The following is a 16,091-nucleotide window of genomic DNA, read 5'->3' on the forward strand; positions in this document are numbered from 1 at the left end:
GCACGGTGTGCTGCCCCGCCGTACCTTTCGCCGGGCGCACGGGGTGGAGCAGTCTGGGGAGGACTGCCATCGATGCGACGAAGGAACTCCCTCTGTGCGTGCTCATGCCTCGGGCAAAGAGCCTGTCGACAGTCCCTCGCAGGGCCGGGCCCGGCCTGCGGTTCCGGCCCGCCTCCCGGGCGGCGGCGTCGGGGCCCCTGTCTCCGCGCCTCTCCTCGCGTTGCAGCCCACCCTGGGCAACGCGGCGGTCAATCGCCTACGGGAACGGGAAGAGGAGTCGGCCCCGTCCGGCCCGGGCGAGGCCGCGACCGACGTGCAGCGCTCCACCGTCCACAACGTGCTCCGGTCCCCGGGGCGTCCCATGGATGGCGCGCTCAAGGACGACATGGAGAGCCGGTTCAACGCCGACTTCTCCGACGTCCGCCTGCACACCGGCACCGCCGCCCGGGAGTCCGCCGCCGAGATCGGTGCTCGCGCGTACACCTCGGGCAACCACGTCGTCGTAGGTGACGGTGGTGCGGACAAGCACACCCTGGCCCACGAACTCACCCACGTCATCCAGCAACGTGAAGGGCCTGTCACCGGCACCGACAATGGATCCGGGCTGAAGGTCTCCGACCCGTCCGACGCCTTCGAGCGCGCCGCGGAGGCCAACGCGACCGCGGTCATGCGGGCACCATCGGTGCAGCGGAGCCACACCGCCGACGTGTGGCAGGCGACAGAGGCCACGGCACGAACGGGCTCCTTCGTGCAGCGCGCAGAGGGGGAAGGGAACGCGGAGCCCTACTTCGACGCCTACGGGGACGTCTTCACGAACTCGGACTCGACGACCGCGGTCCGCACGGCCGACGGCTGCGACCTCATGGTGAACAGCGGCAGCCTGGAGTACATCGACGCGGACGGCTCGACGTACGAGCTGTGGCACAAGGGAAACGTGCTCACCACGGCCGACGTTCTGTGCACGCCGGCAGGAGTGCTGGTCCACAAGGCGACCGGACAGAAGATCTCCAGGACGACGCCGACCGATTACGAGCAGCAGGTCGAGATATCCGCCGAGCTTCTCGAGCAGATCGGTACCCCGCGAACCGTCTCCGTGGCCGGGGTCCACTACAAGTCGGTGCTTCGCTCGCGCCGGGAGGGGTGGGGAGACGGAGCGGCACAGGACTTCTCGATCGGCGACGCCCGGACCGAGGACGGCTGGAGGGGTATGTATCTGGCGACGTCGAGAGAACACGCTCGCGGTTATCTGAATCCCGGGGGCGTACTGCTGGAGATCGCCACACCCAACATGCTCGCTTACGACCTGACCAGCATCAACTACGAGGCGCTCGGCTTCGCCTCGCCGTCGGCATCGGCGCGTCTGGTGAAGGCGCTCCTCGGCTTCGACCAGGACCAGGACCTCATGACGTCACTCGCGGCGAGGAACATGGTCCTGCAGTCGGGCGAGCCGGGAGGAGCCATCGAGGTCATCATTCCCTACAGCATTGCCAACTCGCGCTGCAGCGTGACTGGCGAACTGGAGCAACGCGACCAGTAGGGCAGCCCCGATAGCATCCAGATGGGCCCGCGTGGACCAGGAGGAGCGACGCGTGCGATTCGCGCTGGAAGCACTGCTGGCCGACGTGCCGGCCGAACAGGTCGCCGAGGCCCGCGCCTTCTACCGGTCGAGGGTGGCAGGCCGGGGACCCGGCTCGTACGAGGAGCTGAAGGAGGCCCGCGCGAAGAAGCCCACGCCTCGTGCCGCCGTTCCGCCTGCCGTCGAGGAGACGGTCGAAGCCGCCGGAGTACGGGTCCCGGTCCGGATCTTCCTCCCTTCCGGCGGCCCGCCCCGCGCCGTCTACCTGGGCATCCACGGCGGCGGCTTCTACATGGGCTCCGCGGCGCAGGGCGACGAACGCCACCGCGAGCTCGCGGACGCCCTGGGCATCGCGGTCGTCGGCGTCGACTACCGGCTCGCGCCCGAGCACCCCTGGCCCGCCGCGCCCGACGACTGCGCGGCGGTGGCGCTCTGGCTCGTCGAGGAGGCCGAGGCCCGCTTCGGGACCTCCCGGCTCGCCATCGGCGGAAGCTCGGCCGGGGCCACCCTCGCCCTGGCGACCCTGCTCCGGCTGCGGGACCGGGGCCTCGTCGACCGGTTCGCCGGGGCCGCGCTCCGCTTCGGTACGTGGGACCTGAGCGCACAGACCCCGGGCGGCCGCCTCATCGCCGACGAGTACTTCCTCCAGGCGTACGCGGGCCACGTGGCCGACCGCGCCCTTCCCGACATCTCCCCCCTCTACGCCGACCTGAGCGGGCTTCCTCCGGCGCTGCTCGTCGTGGGCAGCGATGACGTACTGCTGGAGGACAACCTGACGCTGGCGGGTCGGCTGGCGGCAGCCGGCAACGACGTGGAGCTGCGCGTCTATCCCGAGGCCCCCCACGGCTTCACCGGCCACCCCACCGCTCTGGCCGCAACGGCGCTCGAAGGCATCCACTCCTGGCTGCGCGACAGGATCAGTCGCCCCTGATCAGTCGCCCCTGACCCGGGCGTGCAGATGCATGTCGTGCCGGCCGTCGTCATGCACGGCCGCGTCTCGCCTGGTGCCCTCCAGGCGGTAGCCGGCCTTCGTGGCGACCCTGCACGAGGCGTGGTTGCGCGTCGAGTGGTCCAACTCCAGCCGGTGGAAGCCGATGTCGCCCAGCGCCCACGCGCTGACCGCCGCGAGTGCGCGGGAGGCGACCCCTGCTCCGCGTGCGGCCGGAAGCACCCAGTACGCGGCGTTCGCGACGCCGTCGTCGAAGTCCAGGCCGCGCAACGCCATCCGGCCGAGCACCTCGCCGCTGTCACGGGCAACGGCCCAGTGGCAGCCCTTCTCCCGCTCCCAGTCCTGCCGGTACCCGTCGAACCACTCGCGGACCTCGGCCTCGGTCGAGGGCCGGTGCGTGTGCCAGCGGCGAGTCTCCTCGTCCCGGTAGGCGGAGAGGAACGCCGCCGCGTCGGCCCGTTCCCAGGGGCGCAGCAGCAGACCGTCGCCGCCGCTTACCGGGAGCACGGGTTGCGGACCACCGGCGAGGCAGCCGGAGATCATCGCGGGCGGTGTCGACAGGACGCGGGTCATGGCTCCATCCTCACCCGCGCCCCCTCACGGCCGCAGCCGGACCAGCCCCGGGCCCGACGGGTGGCCCGGCTCGAAGGCGTCGGGAATCCCCAGCCTGAGGCCCCGGCTCCGGGCAACCCGGTGGACGTCCCGCAGGGAGTGCGCCAGGGCGGCGGCGACGTGGCGGAGCTGGACGGCCGTAGAGCCGTCGTCCTCGACCATGTCGTCGGCGTGGTCGAGGAGTTCGTACGCCATACCGAGCTGCATGGCCTCGACCTTGTCGGCCTCCCGCGAGACCTTGCCGCCGCCGTCGCCGACTACGTAGCAAGGTCTGCCGTCCGTACCGGCCCAGGGAAGCAGGCGCGCGGCGTTCTGGGGCTGTTCGTTCATGGGGGCGTCAACTCCGTGAGCAGTGGGGGTGAATCCTTCGCTGCGTAGCGATCCACTCACACAGTGCGAGCGGTGCGGCTAGGCTCGCCAGGGGGTTCGGGGTGACACCGCGTTCGTCGCGCGGGAGTTGGCTGTGAGTAACACCTATGGCAAGTGGTTGAAAGCTCAGCGGGAAGCGGCCGGCCTGACGCAGCAGCAGCTTGCGGACCTGGCTCTGATGACGCGGTCGCATATCTCGCACATCGAGGCCGGACGTCGCGTGCCGAGCGAAGAGGACGCCCGCCGGCTGGACATGGCTCTGGGAACGGGTGATGTGCTCACCAGCTTCCGGCCCGGTGCGGACAACGAAGTACTCGCGAACTACTTCGCACCTGTACAACACCTTGAGCAGCAGGCGACGGTAATCCGCGAGTTCGCGCCCTCACTGGTTCCGGGAATCCTTCAAACCGAGGCCTACGCACGAGCGATTCTCGGCAGAGCGTTTCCCTCAATGAGCCCCGCCGAACGTGACAAGGCGGTTGTCGCACGCCTGAATCGTGCCCAGATCCTCAAGAACCCGGCGACGCCTGTGGTGTGGGCCGTGCTCGACGAGGCAGTGCTACGACGTCCGATCGGCGGTGCCGCAACCATGGCCGAGCAGATCGACCACATCGTCGCTTTGACTGAATCGGAGCGCATCCGCACGCATGTGATTCCCCTGGGGCTCGGATATCACCCGTTGCTGGATGGAATGTTGACGTTGATGTGGTTCGATGACCAGCCTCCGGTCGCCTACAGCGAAGGGCTGCGAATGGGGAAGCTGCACGATTCGCCGTCCACGGTCGAGGCGTTCCAGGGCGACTACACTCTCAGCCTGAGCGACGCGCTGCCGCTGAAGGAATCGCTGGCGGCGATGAAGGCGACATCGAAGGGCTTCAGAGACCATGGATAGCGGATCCGCCCCGGCGACGTCGCTCCTCGATGACTGGCGCAAGTCGTCCTACAGCAACGGTGACAGCGGCAGCTGCCTCGAAGTCCAGGACCACCACCCCACCGCCGTCCCCGTCCGCGACTCCAAGGTCCCTGGCGGGCCCGCCCTGCTCATCCCCGCCGCCGGGTGGGCCTCCTTCGTGGACGCGGTCAAGAGCGGGGCCCTCTCCGCCTGACCCGAAGGGCCGACCGAAAGGGCCCCGCGTCTCACGCCCCCACGTACTCCGCCAGGTGCTCGCCCGTCAGCGTGGAGCGGTCGGCCACCAGGTCCGCCGGAGTGCCCTCGAAGACGATCCGGCCGCCGTCGTGGCCGGCGCCGGGGCCGAGGTCGATGATCCAGTCGGCGTGGGCCATGACCGCCTGGTGGTGCTCGATGACGATCACCGACTTTCCGGAGTCGACCAGCCGGTCCAGGAGGCCGAGGAGCTGTTCCACGTCCGCGAGGTGCAGGCCGGTGGTCGGTTCGTCGAGGACGTAGACGCCGCCCTTGTCGGCCATGTGCGTGGCCAGCTTCAGGCGTTGGCGTTCGCCGCCGGACAGGGTGGTGAGCGGCTGGCCGAGGCTCAGGTAGCCCAGGCCGACATCCACGAGGCGGTCGAGGATCTTGTGCGCGGCCGGGATGGCCGCCTCGCCGGAGCCGAAGAACTCCTCGGCCTGGGCGACCGACATGGCGAGGACCTCGCTGATGTCGCGGCCGCCGAGGTGGTAGTCGAGCACCGAGGCCTGGAACCGCTTGCCCTCGCAGTCCTCGCAGGGGCTGGAGACGCTCGCCATCATGCCGAGGTCGGTGAAGATGACACCCGCGCCGTTGCACGTGGGGCAGGCGCCCTCGGAGTTGGCGCTGAACAGGGCCGGCTTCACGCCGTTGGCCTTGGCGAAGGCCTTGCGGATCGGCTCCAGGAGGCCCGTGTACGTCGCCGGGTTGCTGCGGCGGGAGCCCTTGATGGGGCTCTGGTCGACCGAGATGACGTTCTTGCCCGCCGGGATCGAGCCGTGGACGAGCGAGCTCTTTCCGGAGCCGGCGACGCCGGTGATGACGGTGAGCACACCGAGCGGGATGTCGACGTCGACGTCGCGGAGGTTGTGCGAGGTCGCGCCCCGGATCTCCAGCGCGCCGGTGGACTTGCGCACCTCGTCCTTGAGGACGGCCCGGTCGTCCAGGTGGCGGCCGGTGACGGTGTCGGAGGCTCGAAGTCCTTCCAGGGTGCCCTCGAAGCAGACGGTGCCGCCCGCCGTGCCGGCCCCGGGGCCGAGGTCGACCACGTGGTCGGCGATGGCGATGGCCTCGGGCTTGTGCTCCACGACCAGGACGGTGTTGCCCTTGTCCCGCAGGCGCAGCAGGAGGTCGTTCATGCGCCGGATGTCGTGCGGGTGCAGGCCGATGGTGGGCTCGTCGAAGACGTACGTGACGTCGGTGAGCGAGGAGCCGAGGTGGCGGATCATCTTGACGCGCTGGGCCTCGCCGCCGGACAACGTGCCGGAGGGGCGGTCCAGGGCGAGGTAGCCGAGGCCGATCTCCACGAAGGAGTCCAGGGTCTGCTGGAGGGCTTCCAGGAGCGGGGCGACCGAAGGCTCGTCCAGGCCGCGGACCCATTCCGCGAGGTCCCGGATCTCCATGGCGCAGGCGTCGGCGATGGAGATCTTCTTGATCTTCGAGGAGCGCGCGCCCTCGGCGAGCCGGGTTCCCTCGCACTCGGGGCAGGTGGTGAAGGTGACCGCCCGGTCGACGAACTCCCGGATGTGGGGCTGCATCGACTCGCGGTCCTTGGACAGGAACGACTTCTGGATCTTGGGGATCAGCCCTTCGAAGGTGAGATTCGCGCCCTCCACCTTCACCTTGGTCGGCTCCCGGTAGAGGAAGTCCTGCATCTCCTTCTTGGTGAACTTGGCGATCGGCTTGTTCGGGTCCAGGAAGCCCGACTCCGCGTACGTCCGTACGGTCCACCAGCTGTCCGACTTCCAGCCGGGGATGGTGAACGCGCCCTCGGCAATCGACTTGGAGTCGTCGTAGAGCTGGGTGAGGTCGATGTCGGAGACCGAGCCGCGGCCCTCGCAGCGGTTGCACATGCCGCCGGTGCGGCTGAAGGTCGCCTTGACCGCCTTCTTGTTGCCCCGCTCGACGGTGATCGCACCGCTCGCCGTCACCGAGGGCACGTTGAAGGCGAACGCGCCGGGCGGGCCGATGTGCGGCTTGCCCAGCCGGCTGAAGAGGATGCGCAGCATGGCGTTGGCGTCGGTGGCGGTGCCGACCGTGGAGCGGGGGTCGCTGCCCATCCGCTGCTGGTCGACGATGATCGCGGTCGTCAGTCCGTCGAGGACGTCGACGTCGGGTCGCGCCTGCGTGGGCATGAAGCCCTGGACGAAGGCGGGGTAGGTCTCGTTGATCAGCCGCTGGGACTCCGCGGCGATCGTGGCGAAGACCAGCGAGCTCTTGCCCGAGCCGGAGACTCCGGTGAACACCGTCAGCCGGCGCTTCGGGAGCTCGATGCTGACGTCCTTCAGATTGTTCTCCCGCGCACCGTGCACACGGATCAGGTCGTGACTGTCGGCGGCGTGCGGCGCGGGCGGCTGCTGGGTCTTCGTTCGCGGAGCCATGCTCGTCGTCTCTCCATTACTGGTGCGCGGGGCCTGCTGGTGCGCGGGGCCTTGTTGGTGCGGCTCGTGGCGGGTGGTGCGGCTGGATACGGGCGGCCCGCTGGTGCGCGGAGCCTACTGGTCGTGCGTGAGGGCCGGGGCCTGTTCCGGCCCCGGCCCCTCACGGGCTGGTGTCACGGGCTGGTGCTACTTCTTGGCCTGGGTGATGCGGAGCATGTTGCCGGAGGGGTCGCGGAAGGCGCAGTCGCGGACGCCGTACGGCTGGTCGATCGGCTCCTGGAGCACTTCGCCGCCCGCCGAACGGACCTTCTCGAAGGCCGCGTCGACGTCATCGGAGGAGAGGATGACGCCGCGCAGCATGCCCTTGGCGAGCAGCTCGGCCATGGTCCGGCGGTCGGCTTCCGGAGCGTTCGGGTCCGCGAGCGGGGGTTCGAGGACGATCTCCACGTCCGGCTGTGCGGGGGACCCGACGGTCACCCAGCGCATGCCTTCGAATCCGACGTCGTTGCGCACCTCCATTCCCAGGGCGTCGCGGTAGAAGGCGAGCGCCTTGTCGTGGTCGTCGACGGCGATGAAGCACTGCGAGAGGTTGATGTCCATGCGTTTCACGCTACGGGCGGGGCTTGCGATCCGCTTCTCCGTTCCTGACCGGTCGGGTGAGCATCTTGGCGACGCACGCCGGGATGGTCTCGCCCGCGTCGTGGGGGCGGGCCCGGTAGGCGCTCGGGCTCTCCCCGACCAGCTCCGTGAAGCGGGAGCTGAACGAGCCGAGCGACGTACAGCCGACGGCGAAGCAGACGTCCGTGACCGACAGGTCGCCCCGGCGCAGCAGTGCCTTGGCCCGCTCGATACGGCGGGTCATGAGATAGCTGTACGGGGTCTCGCCGAAGGCCGCCCGGAAGCTGCGGGAGAAGTGGCCGGGCGACATCAGGGCGGCACGGGCCAGCGAGGGCACGTCGAGCGGTTCGGCGTACTCGCGGTCCATGCGGTCACGGGCCCGACGCAACCGGGCCAGGTCCTCCAGCCTCACAGCCACACTCCTTCACCCTCCCTGCCTCTTCACCCTCCCACGGCCGACTGCGCCCGGCCCGTCCCGCGAAGGCGGGGCCCGGTCACCACTCGCGCTCGGCGATCAGCTTCTCCGGGTCCGCGTCCACGAAGCCGTACGCCGTCGCGATGATCCAGAAGGCCTCGCCCATCTCGGTCTCCCCCATGCGTTCCGTACGTTCCGTCGCCGTCGTTCCGATACTCCCCCACGCCACTGACAATCGGCCCGCACGCGGGCGGCGGGGGTCCGGTGCGCACCGGGCGTCCGCGTGCCGAGCATCACCCTGGACAGCGACCACAACCGGCGGGTAACTTCGAAGGGAGTCTGAGCAAGCGCTTAGCCGAGCACGCCGAGAACAACGCGATCGAATCGACTGCCGACCTAGGAGGCATCCCGTGCGCCGTACGGTATTCAACGAGGACCACGAGGCGTTCCGGGAGACCATCCGCGCCTTCATCGCGGCCGAGGTCGTGCCGGTCTACGACGAGTGGTTCGCCGCGGGCCAGGCACCGCGCGACTTCTACCTCAAACTGGGCGAGCTGGGCATCTTCGGCATCGAGGTCGACGAGGAGTACGGCGGCGCGGGCATCGACTCGCACAAGTACGAGGCCGTGATCTACGAGGAGACCGCCCGCGCGGGCGTCTCCTTCGGCGGCTCCGGCGTGCACACACTGCTGGGCCTCCCGTACATCAAGATGCTGGCCACCGGCGACCAGAAGAAGCGCTGGCTGCCGAAGTTCGCGAGCGGCGAGGAGATGTGGGCCCTCGCGATGACCGAGCCGGGCACCGGCTCCGACGTCGCGGGCATGAAGACCACCGCCAAGCTCTCCGAGGACGGCACGCACTACGTCCTCAACGGGTCCAAGACCTTCATCACCGGCGGTGTCCACGCCGACCGCGTGATCGTCTGCGCCCGCACCGCCGCCCCGCGCGAGGACGACCGCCGCTTCGGCATCTCCCTCTTCGCCGTCGACACGAAGTCCGAGGGCTACTCGGTCGGCCGCAAGCTCGACAAGCTGGGCCTGCGGGTCTCCGACACCGCCGAGCTGGCGTTCGTCGACGTCAAGGTCCCGGTCGAGGACCTCATGGGCGAGGAGAACAAGGGCTTCGGCTACCTCGGCACCAACCTGGCCTCCGAGCGCTGGGGCATCGCCTTCGGCGCGTACGCCCAGGCCGCGGCCGCCGTCCGGTTCGCCAAGGAGTACGTGCAGGACCGCACGGTCTTCGGCAAGACGGTCGCCTCGTTCCAGAACACCAAGTTCGAGCTGGCCGCCTGCCAGGCCGAGGTGGACGCGGCCCAGGCCGTCGCCGACCGCGCGCTGGAGGCCCTGGACGCCGGAGAGCTGACGGCGGCCGAGGCCGCCTCCGCGAAGCTGTTCTGCACCGAGGTCGCCCACCGCGTCATCGACCGCTGCCTCCAGCTGCACGGCGGCTACGGCTTCATGAACGAGTACCCGATCGCCCGCCTGTACGCGGACAACCGGGTCAACCGCATCTACGGCGGCACCAGCGAGGTCATGAAGTCGATCATCGCCAAGTCCATGGGTCTGTAAGGGGTTACGTTCCCTCCATGAACGAGAGTCCCGACCCCCTGCTCGATCTGCTCCACCTGCTCGACCTGGAGCAGATCGAGCGGGACATCTTCCGGGGCGTGAGCCGTAGTTCGCTCGTGCCCCGGGTGTTCGGCGGCCAGGTCGCGGCCCAGGCACTCGTCGCCGCGGGCCGCACCGTCCCCGCCGACAGGGGAGCCCACTCGCTCCACTCGTACTTCCTGCGGGCGGGCGACCCCGGCGCGCCCATCGTCTACAGCGTCGACCGCATCCGCGACGGGCGGTCCTTCACCACCCGCCGCGTCGTCGCCGTCCAGCACGGGCAGCCGATCTTCCACCTCTCCGCCTCCTTCCAGAGTCACGAGGAGGGCCTGGAGCACCAGGCGCCGATGCCCGCCGCCCCCGACCCGGAGACCCTGCCGACGGCCGCCGAGATGCTGCCCCGGTACGCGGACCGCTTCAGCGATCCGGGGGTCGTGGACCGGCTGATCGAGGCGCGGGCGGCGGTGGACCTGCGGTACGTGGACGCGCCGCCGTTCGGCACGGTGGGCGAGGCGCGCGAACCCCGGTCCCAGGTGTGGTTCCGGACGAACGGCAAGCTCGCGGACGACCCGCTGCTGCACGTCTGCCTGGCGACCTACGTCTCCGACATGACCCTGCTCGACTCGGTGCTCCTCGCCCACGGGCGGGGCGGCTGGGCGGTCGGGGACGTGGTCGGCGCGAGCCTCGACCACGCGATGTGGTTCCACCGGCCGTTCCGGGCGGACGAGTGGCTGCTGTACGACCAGGAGTCGCCCTCCGCCTCCGGCGGTCGCGGGCTGGGCCAGGCCCGCATCCACACCGCCGACGGGCGCCTCGCGATCACCGTCATCCAGGAAGGCGTCGTCCGCGTCCCACGGGGATGAGCACCACCTCAAGCGTCATTGATGAGCACCACCTGAAGCGTCGTTTCGGACATACTCGCCACCATGAGCGACGCGAAGGCGAGCAGTGAGACCGATGGCGGGGAGTCCGCCTTCACGGTGATCGTGGCAGCCGTCGCCAACCTCGGCATCGCCGTGGCGAAGGCCGTCGCCGGGCTGATCAGCGGCTCCAGCGCGATGCTCTCCGAGGCGGCCCACTCGGTCGCCGACACCGTCACCGAGGTCATGCTCCTCGCCGCGCTCAAGCGGAGCGGGAAGCCGGCCGACGAGGACCACCCGCTCGGCCACGGCCCCGAGCGCTACATCTGGGCGATGCTCGCCTCCATCGCCACCTTCGTCGGCGGGGCCGTCTTCTCCCTCTACGACGGTATCCACACCCTGGTCGAAGGCGAGGAGCTGGGCGACCCGCTCGTCTCCTACCTCGTCCTCGGCGTCGCGTTCCTGCTGGAGGGCTACTCGCTGCGCACCGGGGTCAAGCAGGTGCGGCGCGAGGCGTCACGGCTGCGGGTGCCGGACACGTACTACCTGCGCCACACCCCGGACACGGCGGTGAAGGCCGTCGTGATGGAGGACTCGGCGGCCCTGATCGGGCTGCTGCTGGCGGCGGGCGGACTGCTCGGCGGGCAGCTCTCGGGCTCGGGGGTCTGGGACGGGATCGCGTCCTGCCTGATCGGCCTGCTGCTCGTATACGTGGCCTGGGTGCTCGGCCGCACCAACGCGCAGCTGCTCATCGGACGGCCGCTGCCCCCGGCGATGCGGTCCGGGGTGCGCGAGGAGCTGCTGTCGGTGCCGCACATCGTGGACGTACTGGAGCTGACCACGCTCATCCAGGGGCCGTCCGAGATCCTGATCGCCGCGAAGATCGACTTCCGGGACATGGCCACCGCCACGGAGGTCGAGTGGGCCAGCGAGGAGGCGGAGGCGCAGCTGCGCGAGCGGTTCCCGTCGGTGCGGCGGGTCTATCTGGACCCGACGCCGGGGCGGGCGCAGCGGCTGCGGCGGCAGCACCCCGGCCCCTGAGGCTTGCGGCATCGGCCCCTCGGAGCGAAGGGCTTCGTGATCCTGCCACGCCGCTGGGAGAGGGAACGCACTCGGCTGGATCATGTAAGCCCGCCGCAACGTCCGCGACGACGAACGCCTCCCCCGGCACTGGGAAGCACACCTGACCTGGTCACTCGTCACAGTGATGACCCGGCGCCTGGCCCGAGGCGGCAAACGACCGAACTGGTCCAGGAAACCAGACGGCCGCGGCCTTACGGAGGAGTGAGCTGGGCGCTGAGAACTGGCTCGGTGAGCAAGTCATTCGCAGCCAGCCCGACACCCACCCCCTCCGCAAGCCGAAGGTACAGTTCGCGTGGGGTCAAGGGGCCGTAGTCTCCGGTATCCGGGTCCGCACCGTGCTTCCGCAACTCGGAGTCAAAACGCGAGGGCGCACCCCCTGCCAGATCCCTCAGCTCCGTCGTCGCGTAGCAGCTGAACGCGCTGAGCAACTGACCGTCTTCCGCGTACATGAACTCCGCCGGGCCCTCGCCCCAAGCCAGAAAAACGCCGGCCGACCCCGTTGAGATGTCGCTGATCAGCTGCGGGTCGTCGAAACAGCGCCAGCTGGAATGCTCCCAGACCCACGCCCAGTCACCCCACTGGCCGGCACTCACGACGTAGGCGTCCATCTCGAAAAGAAGGCCTTCGAACTCGTCGTGGAACTCCTCCTGATCCCGGACGGCCACGGTCGCCGCATCGGCACCCATCCGTTCCAGGAGCTGCCAGGCCGTGATGCCCTTCACGAACGTCATGCTCACGAACGGAAGATCCTTTCCGACCATCCAGCCCAAACCAGTCACCAGCATCCCCGCACCCTGAGTTTCCACGACAGACGACGCCTTCACAGACCTCGCGGTTCGCACACTCTCATCATCACGATCAGCGCCGCCACAGCCCGGGTACTCTCCGGGTTCTCGAACAAGCACTGCCCGGCGCCAGCTCCGCCACCGGCCCCGGATCCCTACGGCGTCAGCTCCGCCACCGGCCCCGGATCCCTACGGCGTCAGCTCCGCCACCGTCTTCGCGATCCGCCGCTCCCGTGTCTCCTGGGCCTTCGCGCCCTCGACCGACGTGACGTAGGCCTTCTGCCGACTGGGCGAGAGCGCGGCGAACGCCTCCGCCGCCCCGGGGGCCGCGGCCAGCGCCGCCGCGAGGTCCTCGGGCGGCTCCACCGTGCGGGACGCGGTGTCGAGGGTCAGCTCCACCTCGATGGCGTCCCCGCCGCCGATGCCGGTCTCCGCGCGCTTGTCGGCGCTGAACGGGATGAGGTACTGCCCGCCCATCGGGGCGATCGTGGAGCGGTACGCGTACCCGTTCACCGTGACGTTCACCGGGGGGCGCTTCCCCGCGCCGAGGGCCTCGACCACGGCCTCCGGCACCTCGATGCCCGTGTTGTTCCCGGTCCGGAACATCGTCGTGCTGAACTTCATGGCCTGCCCCTTACGTTACGTCTGCGTCGTGTCAGTGAAGACGCCCGCCGGGCGCGAAACTCATCGCCGGTCCTCGTCGCCTCCTACGCGGCGGGCTCCTCCAGGGGCTCCACGGGCTCCGCGGACTCCACCGGCTCGTCCACCGGCTCCTCCTCCAGCAGCCCCGCCGCGTGCAGCAGGTAGTCCGTCATCGGGTCGTAGAAGCGCGGGTCGGTGACGTGGTCGTCCAGCGGGACCGTGACCTGGAGGGTGCCCTCCGCCTCGCCGAGGAACAGGGCCGGGTCGTTGCAGTCCGCGTAACCGATCGCGTCCAGCCCGCGCTGTCCCGCGCAGCCCGCCCAGCCGTGGTCGGCGACGACCAGGTCGGGCAGCGGGCGGCCCAGGTGGGCCATGGCGTCCAGGATGGCGGCCATCGGGGCCGGGGAGTGGGTGTGCCAGAGGGTCGCCCCGCGCTCCAGCATCGCGACGTCGGCGAACTGGAAGACCATGCCCTCGTCCGCCATCAGCCCCGACGGGATGCGGACGATCTCGCAGCCCGCGCGGCGCAGCGCGTCCGCCGTCTGCCGGTGCACGTCCAGCATCCCGCCGGGGTGCCCGGTGGCGAACAGGACCCGCTCGCGGCCGTCCGCGGCCTTGCGCAGCCGGGCCGCCATCCGCTCCAGGGCGTCGACCGTCAGCTCCGGGTCGATGGTGTCCTGGCCCTGCCGGTGCGCCGGGTCGTCGTTGACGCCGCAGCGCTCGGCCATCACGGCGAGCACGTCCTGCTCGTCGGTCCAGCGGTCGCCCAGCTCCAGGCCCAGCCAGTAGTGGCGGTCGCCGTTGGCGAGCTTGCGGTAGTGGGAGAGGTTGTTGTCGCGTGGCGTGGCGACGTCCCCCGCGATACGCGTACGGACGAGGTGGTCGACGAGGGCGGCGCGGCTGGGTATCGGCATGGACCCATTGTGCCGTCCGGTGTGCGGGGTGTGCCCGGCGTCTTGCCCGACGGACAGGTGTGCCGGGTGTTCCGTGCGGCGGAGGGTCCGCTTCCGGTCGGACGTGAGGGTCGGCGGCCCGGTCAGGTGTCCGGCCCGATGTCCGGCCCGATGTCCCGCCCGATGTCCGGTCCGGCAAGTCTTCCGGGACTGTTCACCCCCGCGTGACCTGCTTCTTCCCCCGCCGGGCGAGCGTCGGGCTCGAATGGAGCCACCCAGAGGTCTGGACCAATTGAGTCGCGCCAAAGCGGTGTCCGATTCTCTCCGTCGGGGCGCTCTCGGGTGAGTGGTCTATACCTTTGACATTAGGGTGGGCCACCTGAAACGGGCACATACACAGCCGTGGGGGGCTTTATGACCGTGCATCACCTTCCGCAACCTCCGTCCGACGACGAGCTCTACTGGTACTTCGGGCCGCAACGCCGGTGGGTGCTGGTGAGCAGTTCGCTGGCCTTCGTCTTCACGGCGGCCACGATGTTCACCTTCGCGTTACGGACCCCCGCGCTGTGGGCCTTCCTCGCGATCCTCGGGCTGAACGTCGTCGCCCTGCTGCTGTCATCCGTGAACAGCCTGCGACAGCGCCGGCTGACCCGGGCCTCGCACGAGGTGCTCGTCCGCGCCTGGCGGCCCGCCGCACTGCCGGGCGTGGACCTCTACCTGCCGACCTGCGGCGAGCCGCTGCCCGTCCTCGCCAACGCCTACCGCGCGGTCGCCGCCCTCGACTGGCCCGACGCGCTCACCGTCTGGGTGCTGGACGACGCCGACCGGGCCGAGGTGGCGGCCCTGGCGGCCGAGCACGGCTACCGGTACGTCGTACGCCCCGACCGGGGCCACCTGAAGAAGGCGGGGAACCTCAACCACGCGCTCACGCTGTCCGAAGCCGAGTACATCGCGATCCTGGACGCGGATTTCGCGCCCCGGCCGGACTTCCTGCGCCATCTGGTCCCGTACCTCGCGGACCCGGCCGTCGGCATCGTGCAGAGCCCGCAGTGCTTCGACACCGACGCGGGCATGGACTGGATCCAGCGCGCCGCCGGGGCCGCGCAGGAGTGGTTCTTCCGCTGGATCCAGCCCTCGCGGGACGCCAGCGACGCGGCGATCTGCTGCGGCAGCAACGCCGTCTACCGCCGCTCCGCGATCGACCTGGCGGGCGGCTTCGCCCGGCTCGACCACAGCGAGGACCTCTACACCGGACTCGCCCTGCACGAGCGGGGTTTCCGTACCCAGTACGTCCCCGTCCTGGTCGCCAAGGGCACCTCACCCGACACCGTCACCTCGTTCGTCAACCAGCAGTACCGGTGGGCGATGGGCAACCTGCACCTCCTCGGTACCCCGGTCCTCGGGCGCATGGGCGCGCCGTGGCGGATGCGGCTCTGCTTCTACGAGGGCGTCATCGGCTACCTGACCACGGCCGTGAACACCTTCGCCGCCCCGCTGCCGCCGCTGGTGATGATGTTCTGGTATCCGGACCACATCCGCCCCTGGCACGTGCTGCCGCTGCTCGCCCCGCTGTGGCTGTGGCATGTGCTGCTGCCCCGGATCAGCCGGACCAGGTGGCGGGTCGAGGTCATCCGCGCCAACGTCCTCACCAGCGTGGCCGCCGCCACCGCGTTCTGGCACACCCTGCGGGGCCGCAGCGCCGCCTGGGTGCCCACGGGGGTGCGGAGCAGGGGGAGTTCGGGCTCGATGGCCCGCCGGGTCACGGGCGTCTCGCTGGTCTGGCTGGTCCTGTCCAACGGGGCCGCCGCCGGAGGCCTCGCGTTGGTGGTGGCCCGCAACGGCTGGGAGCCCGCCTGGGGCCTCGGCCTCTACCTCCTGGTCCAGCTCCAGATCAACGTGCCCCTGATCCGGGGCCTGGTGACCGAACTGCGGGCGGACGGCCGAGCACCCGCCGAGACCGCCGAGTCACCCGCCGGCCACCGTTCCGAGTCGCCCGCCGGCCACCGTTCGCGGACCCGGACCCGGCCCCGGCCACGGACGGGTGTGCTGCCCCGCCGCTGGCCCGAGGCCCTCGCCGCCTCCGCCGTCCTCCTGCTCACCGGCCTGCTCGCCTCCGGGTGGGTCGACCCGATGCTCCCGTGGCTGAGTTGAGCCGCA

At 70.2% G+C, this 16,091-nt stretch carries 17 protein-coding genes; 8 read left to right on the forward strand and 9 right to left on the reverse strand.

What is annotated here, in order from left to right; genetic code table 11:
• Positions 1-220: 220 nt before the first annotated feature.
• A complete protein-coding gene (locus tag ACH4KB_RS33935; protein WP_398070277.1) occupies positions 221-1,537 on the forward strand; it encodes a DUF4157 domain-containing protein in 1,317 nt (438 codons plus the stop codon).
• 52 nt (positions 1,538-1,589) lie between these two features.
• A complete protein-coding gene (locus ACH4KB_RS33940) occupies positions 1,590-2,507 on the forward strand; it encodes an alpha/beta hydrolase (RefSeq protein WP_398070279.1) in 918 nt (305 codons plus the stop codon).
• On the opposite strand, the gene ACH4KB_RS33945 is transcribed toward ACH4KB_RS33940, so the two are convergent.
• Positions 2,508-3,098 (reverse strand): GNAT family N-acetyltransferase, encoded by a 591-nt coding sequence (locus tag ACH4KB_RS33945; protein ID WP_398070281.1) that lies wholly within the window; start codon positions 3,096-3,098, stop codon positions 2,508-2,510.
• 24 nt (positions 3,099-3,122) lie between these two features.
• Positions 3,123-3,467: a hypothetical protein gene (locus ACH4KB_RS33950; protein ID WP_398070283.1), complete on the reverse strand. Its 345-nt coding sequence runs from the start codon at positions 3,465-3,467 to the stop codon at positions 3,123-3,125.
• 133 nt (positions 3,468-3,600) lie between these two features.
• Here ACH4KB_RS33950 and ACH4KB_RS33955 point away from each other — a divergent pair, with 133 nt between their 5' ends.
• A complete protein-coding gene (locus ACH4KB_RS33955) occupies positions 3,601-4,398 on the forward strand; it encodes a Scr1 family TA system antitoxin-like transcriptional regulator (RefSeq protein ID WP_398070285.1) in 798 nt (265 codons plus the stop codon).
• Positions 4,391-4,612 carry a DUF397 domain-containing protein gene (locus ACH4KB_RS33960; RefSeq protein WP_398070287.1) on the forward strand — a complete coding sequence of 74 codons (222 nt, stop codon included), beginning with the start codon at positions 4,391-4,393 and terminating at the stop codon, positions 4,610-4,612. The genes ACH4KB_RS33955 and ACH4KB_RS33960 overlap by 8 nt, the downstream gene beginning before the upstream one ends.
• 31 nt (positions 4,613-4,643) lie before the next feature.
• Here the strand turns inward: ACH4KB_RS33960 and ACH4KB_RS33965 are convergent, their stop codons facing one another.
• From ACH4KB_RS33965 to ACH4KB_RS33980, 4 genes are all read right to left on the reverse strand, one after another.
• A complete protein-coding gene (locus ACH4KB_RS33965; RefSeq protein ID WP_398070289.1) occupies positions 4,644-7,031 on the reverse strand; it encodes an ATP-binding cassette domain-containing protein in 2,388 nt (795 codons plus the stop codon).
• 186 nt (positions 7,032-7,217) lie between these two features.
• Positions 7,218-7,631 carry a VOC family protein gene (locus ACH4KB_RS33970; RefSeq protein ID WP_398070291.1) on the reverse strand — a complete coding sequence of 138 codons (414 nt, stop codon included), beginning with the start codon at positions 7,629-7,631 and terminating at the stop codon, positions 7,218-7,220.
• A 10-nt stretch (positions 7,632-7,641) separates the two neighbouring features.
• Positions 7,642-8,061, reverse strand: coding sequence for a helix-turn-helix transcriptional regulator (locus ACH4KB_RS33975; protein WP_097867123.1), 420 nt, complete (start codon positions 8,059-8,061; stop codon positions 7,642-7,644).
• Between the two features lie 82 nt (positions 8,062-8,143).
• Positions 8,144-8,245 (reverse strand): DUF5713 family protein, encoded by a 102-nt coding sequence (locus tag ACH4KB_RS33980; RefSeq protein WP_398070293.1) that lies wholly within the window; start codon positions 8,243-8,245, stop codon positions 8,144-8,146.
• A gap of 229 nt (positions 8,246-8,474) precedes the next feature.
• Between ACH4KB_RS33980 and ACH4KB_RS33985 the strand changes: the two genes are divergently transcribed.
• The 3 genes from ACH4KB_RS33985 (at position 8,475) to ACH4KB_RS33995 (ending at position 11,572) form a co-directional block, all read left to right on the forward strand.
• Positions 8,475-9,632, forward strand: coding sequence for an acyl-CoA dehydrogenase family protein (locus ACH4KB_RS33985; protein ID WP_398070295.1), 1,158 nt, complete (start codon positions 8,475-8,477; stop codon positions 9,630-9,632).
• A gap of 17 nt (positions 9,633-9,649) precedes the next feature.
• The gene (locus ACH4KB_RS33990) at positions 9,650-10,534 is read left to right on the forward strand and encodes an acyl-CoA thioesterase (protein ID WP_398070297.1); all 885 of its coding nucleotides are present in this window, start codon (positions 9,650-9,652) and stop codon (positions 10,532-10,534) included.
• A gap of 63 nt (positions 10,535-10,597) precedes the next feature.
• Positions 10,598-11,572, forward strand: a complete 975-nt coding sequence (locus tag ACH4KB_RS33995) for a cation diffusion facilitator family transporter (RefSeq protein ID WP_398070299.1) — start codon at positions 10,598-10,600, stop codon at positions 11,570-11,572.
• 233 nt (positions 11,573-11,805) lie between these two features.
• Here the strand turns inward: ACH4KB_RS33995 and ACH4KB_RS34000 are convergent, their stop codons facing one another.
• The 3 genes from ACH4KB_RS34000 to ACH4KB_RS34010 form a co-directional block, all read right to left on the reverse strand.
• Complete coding sequence (locus tag ACH4KB_RS34000; RefSeq protein WP_398070368.1) at positions 11,806-12,345, reverse strand: DUF6461 domain-containing protein; 540 nt, start codon at positions 12,343-12,345, stop codon at positions 11,806-11,808.
• A gap of 243 nt (positions 12,346-12,588) precedes the next feature.
• On the reverse strand, positions 12,589-13,023 hold the full coding sequence (locus ACH4KB_RS34005; RefSeq protein ID WP_398070301.1) for a YdeI/OmpD-associated family protein: 435 nt from the start codon (positions 13,021-13,023) through the stop codon (positions 12,589-12,591).
• Between the two features lie 83 nt (positions 13,024-13,106).
• Positions 13,107-13,955: a phosphatase gene (locus ACH4KB_RS34010; RefSeq protein WP_398070303.1), complete on the reverse strand. Its 849-nt coding sequence runs from the start codon at positions 13,953-13,955 to the stop codon at positions 13,107-13,109.
• A 393-nt stretch (positions 13,956-14,348) separates the two neighbouring features.
• Here ACH4KB_RS34010 and ACH4KB_RS34015 point away from each other — a divergent pair, with 393 nt between their 5' ends.
• Entirely contained in the window at positions 14,349-16,085 is a 1,737-nt protein-coding gene (locus tag ACH4KB_RS34015) for a glycosyltransferase family 2 protein (protein ID WP_398070305.1), read from the forward strand.
• Positions 16,086-16,091 lie beyond the last annotated feature (6 nt).

The organism is Streptomyces sp. NPDC017520 (assembly GCF_044329855.1).
GTDB lineage: Bacteria > Actinomycetota > Actinomycetes > Streptomycetales > Streptomycetaceae > Streptomyces.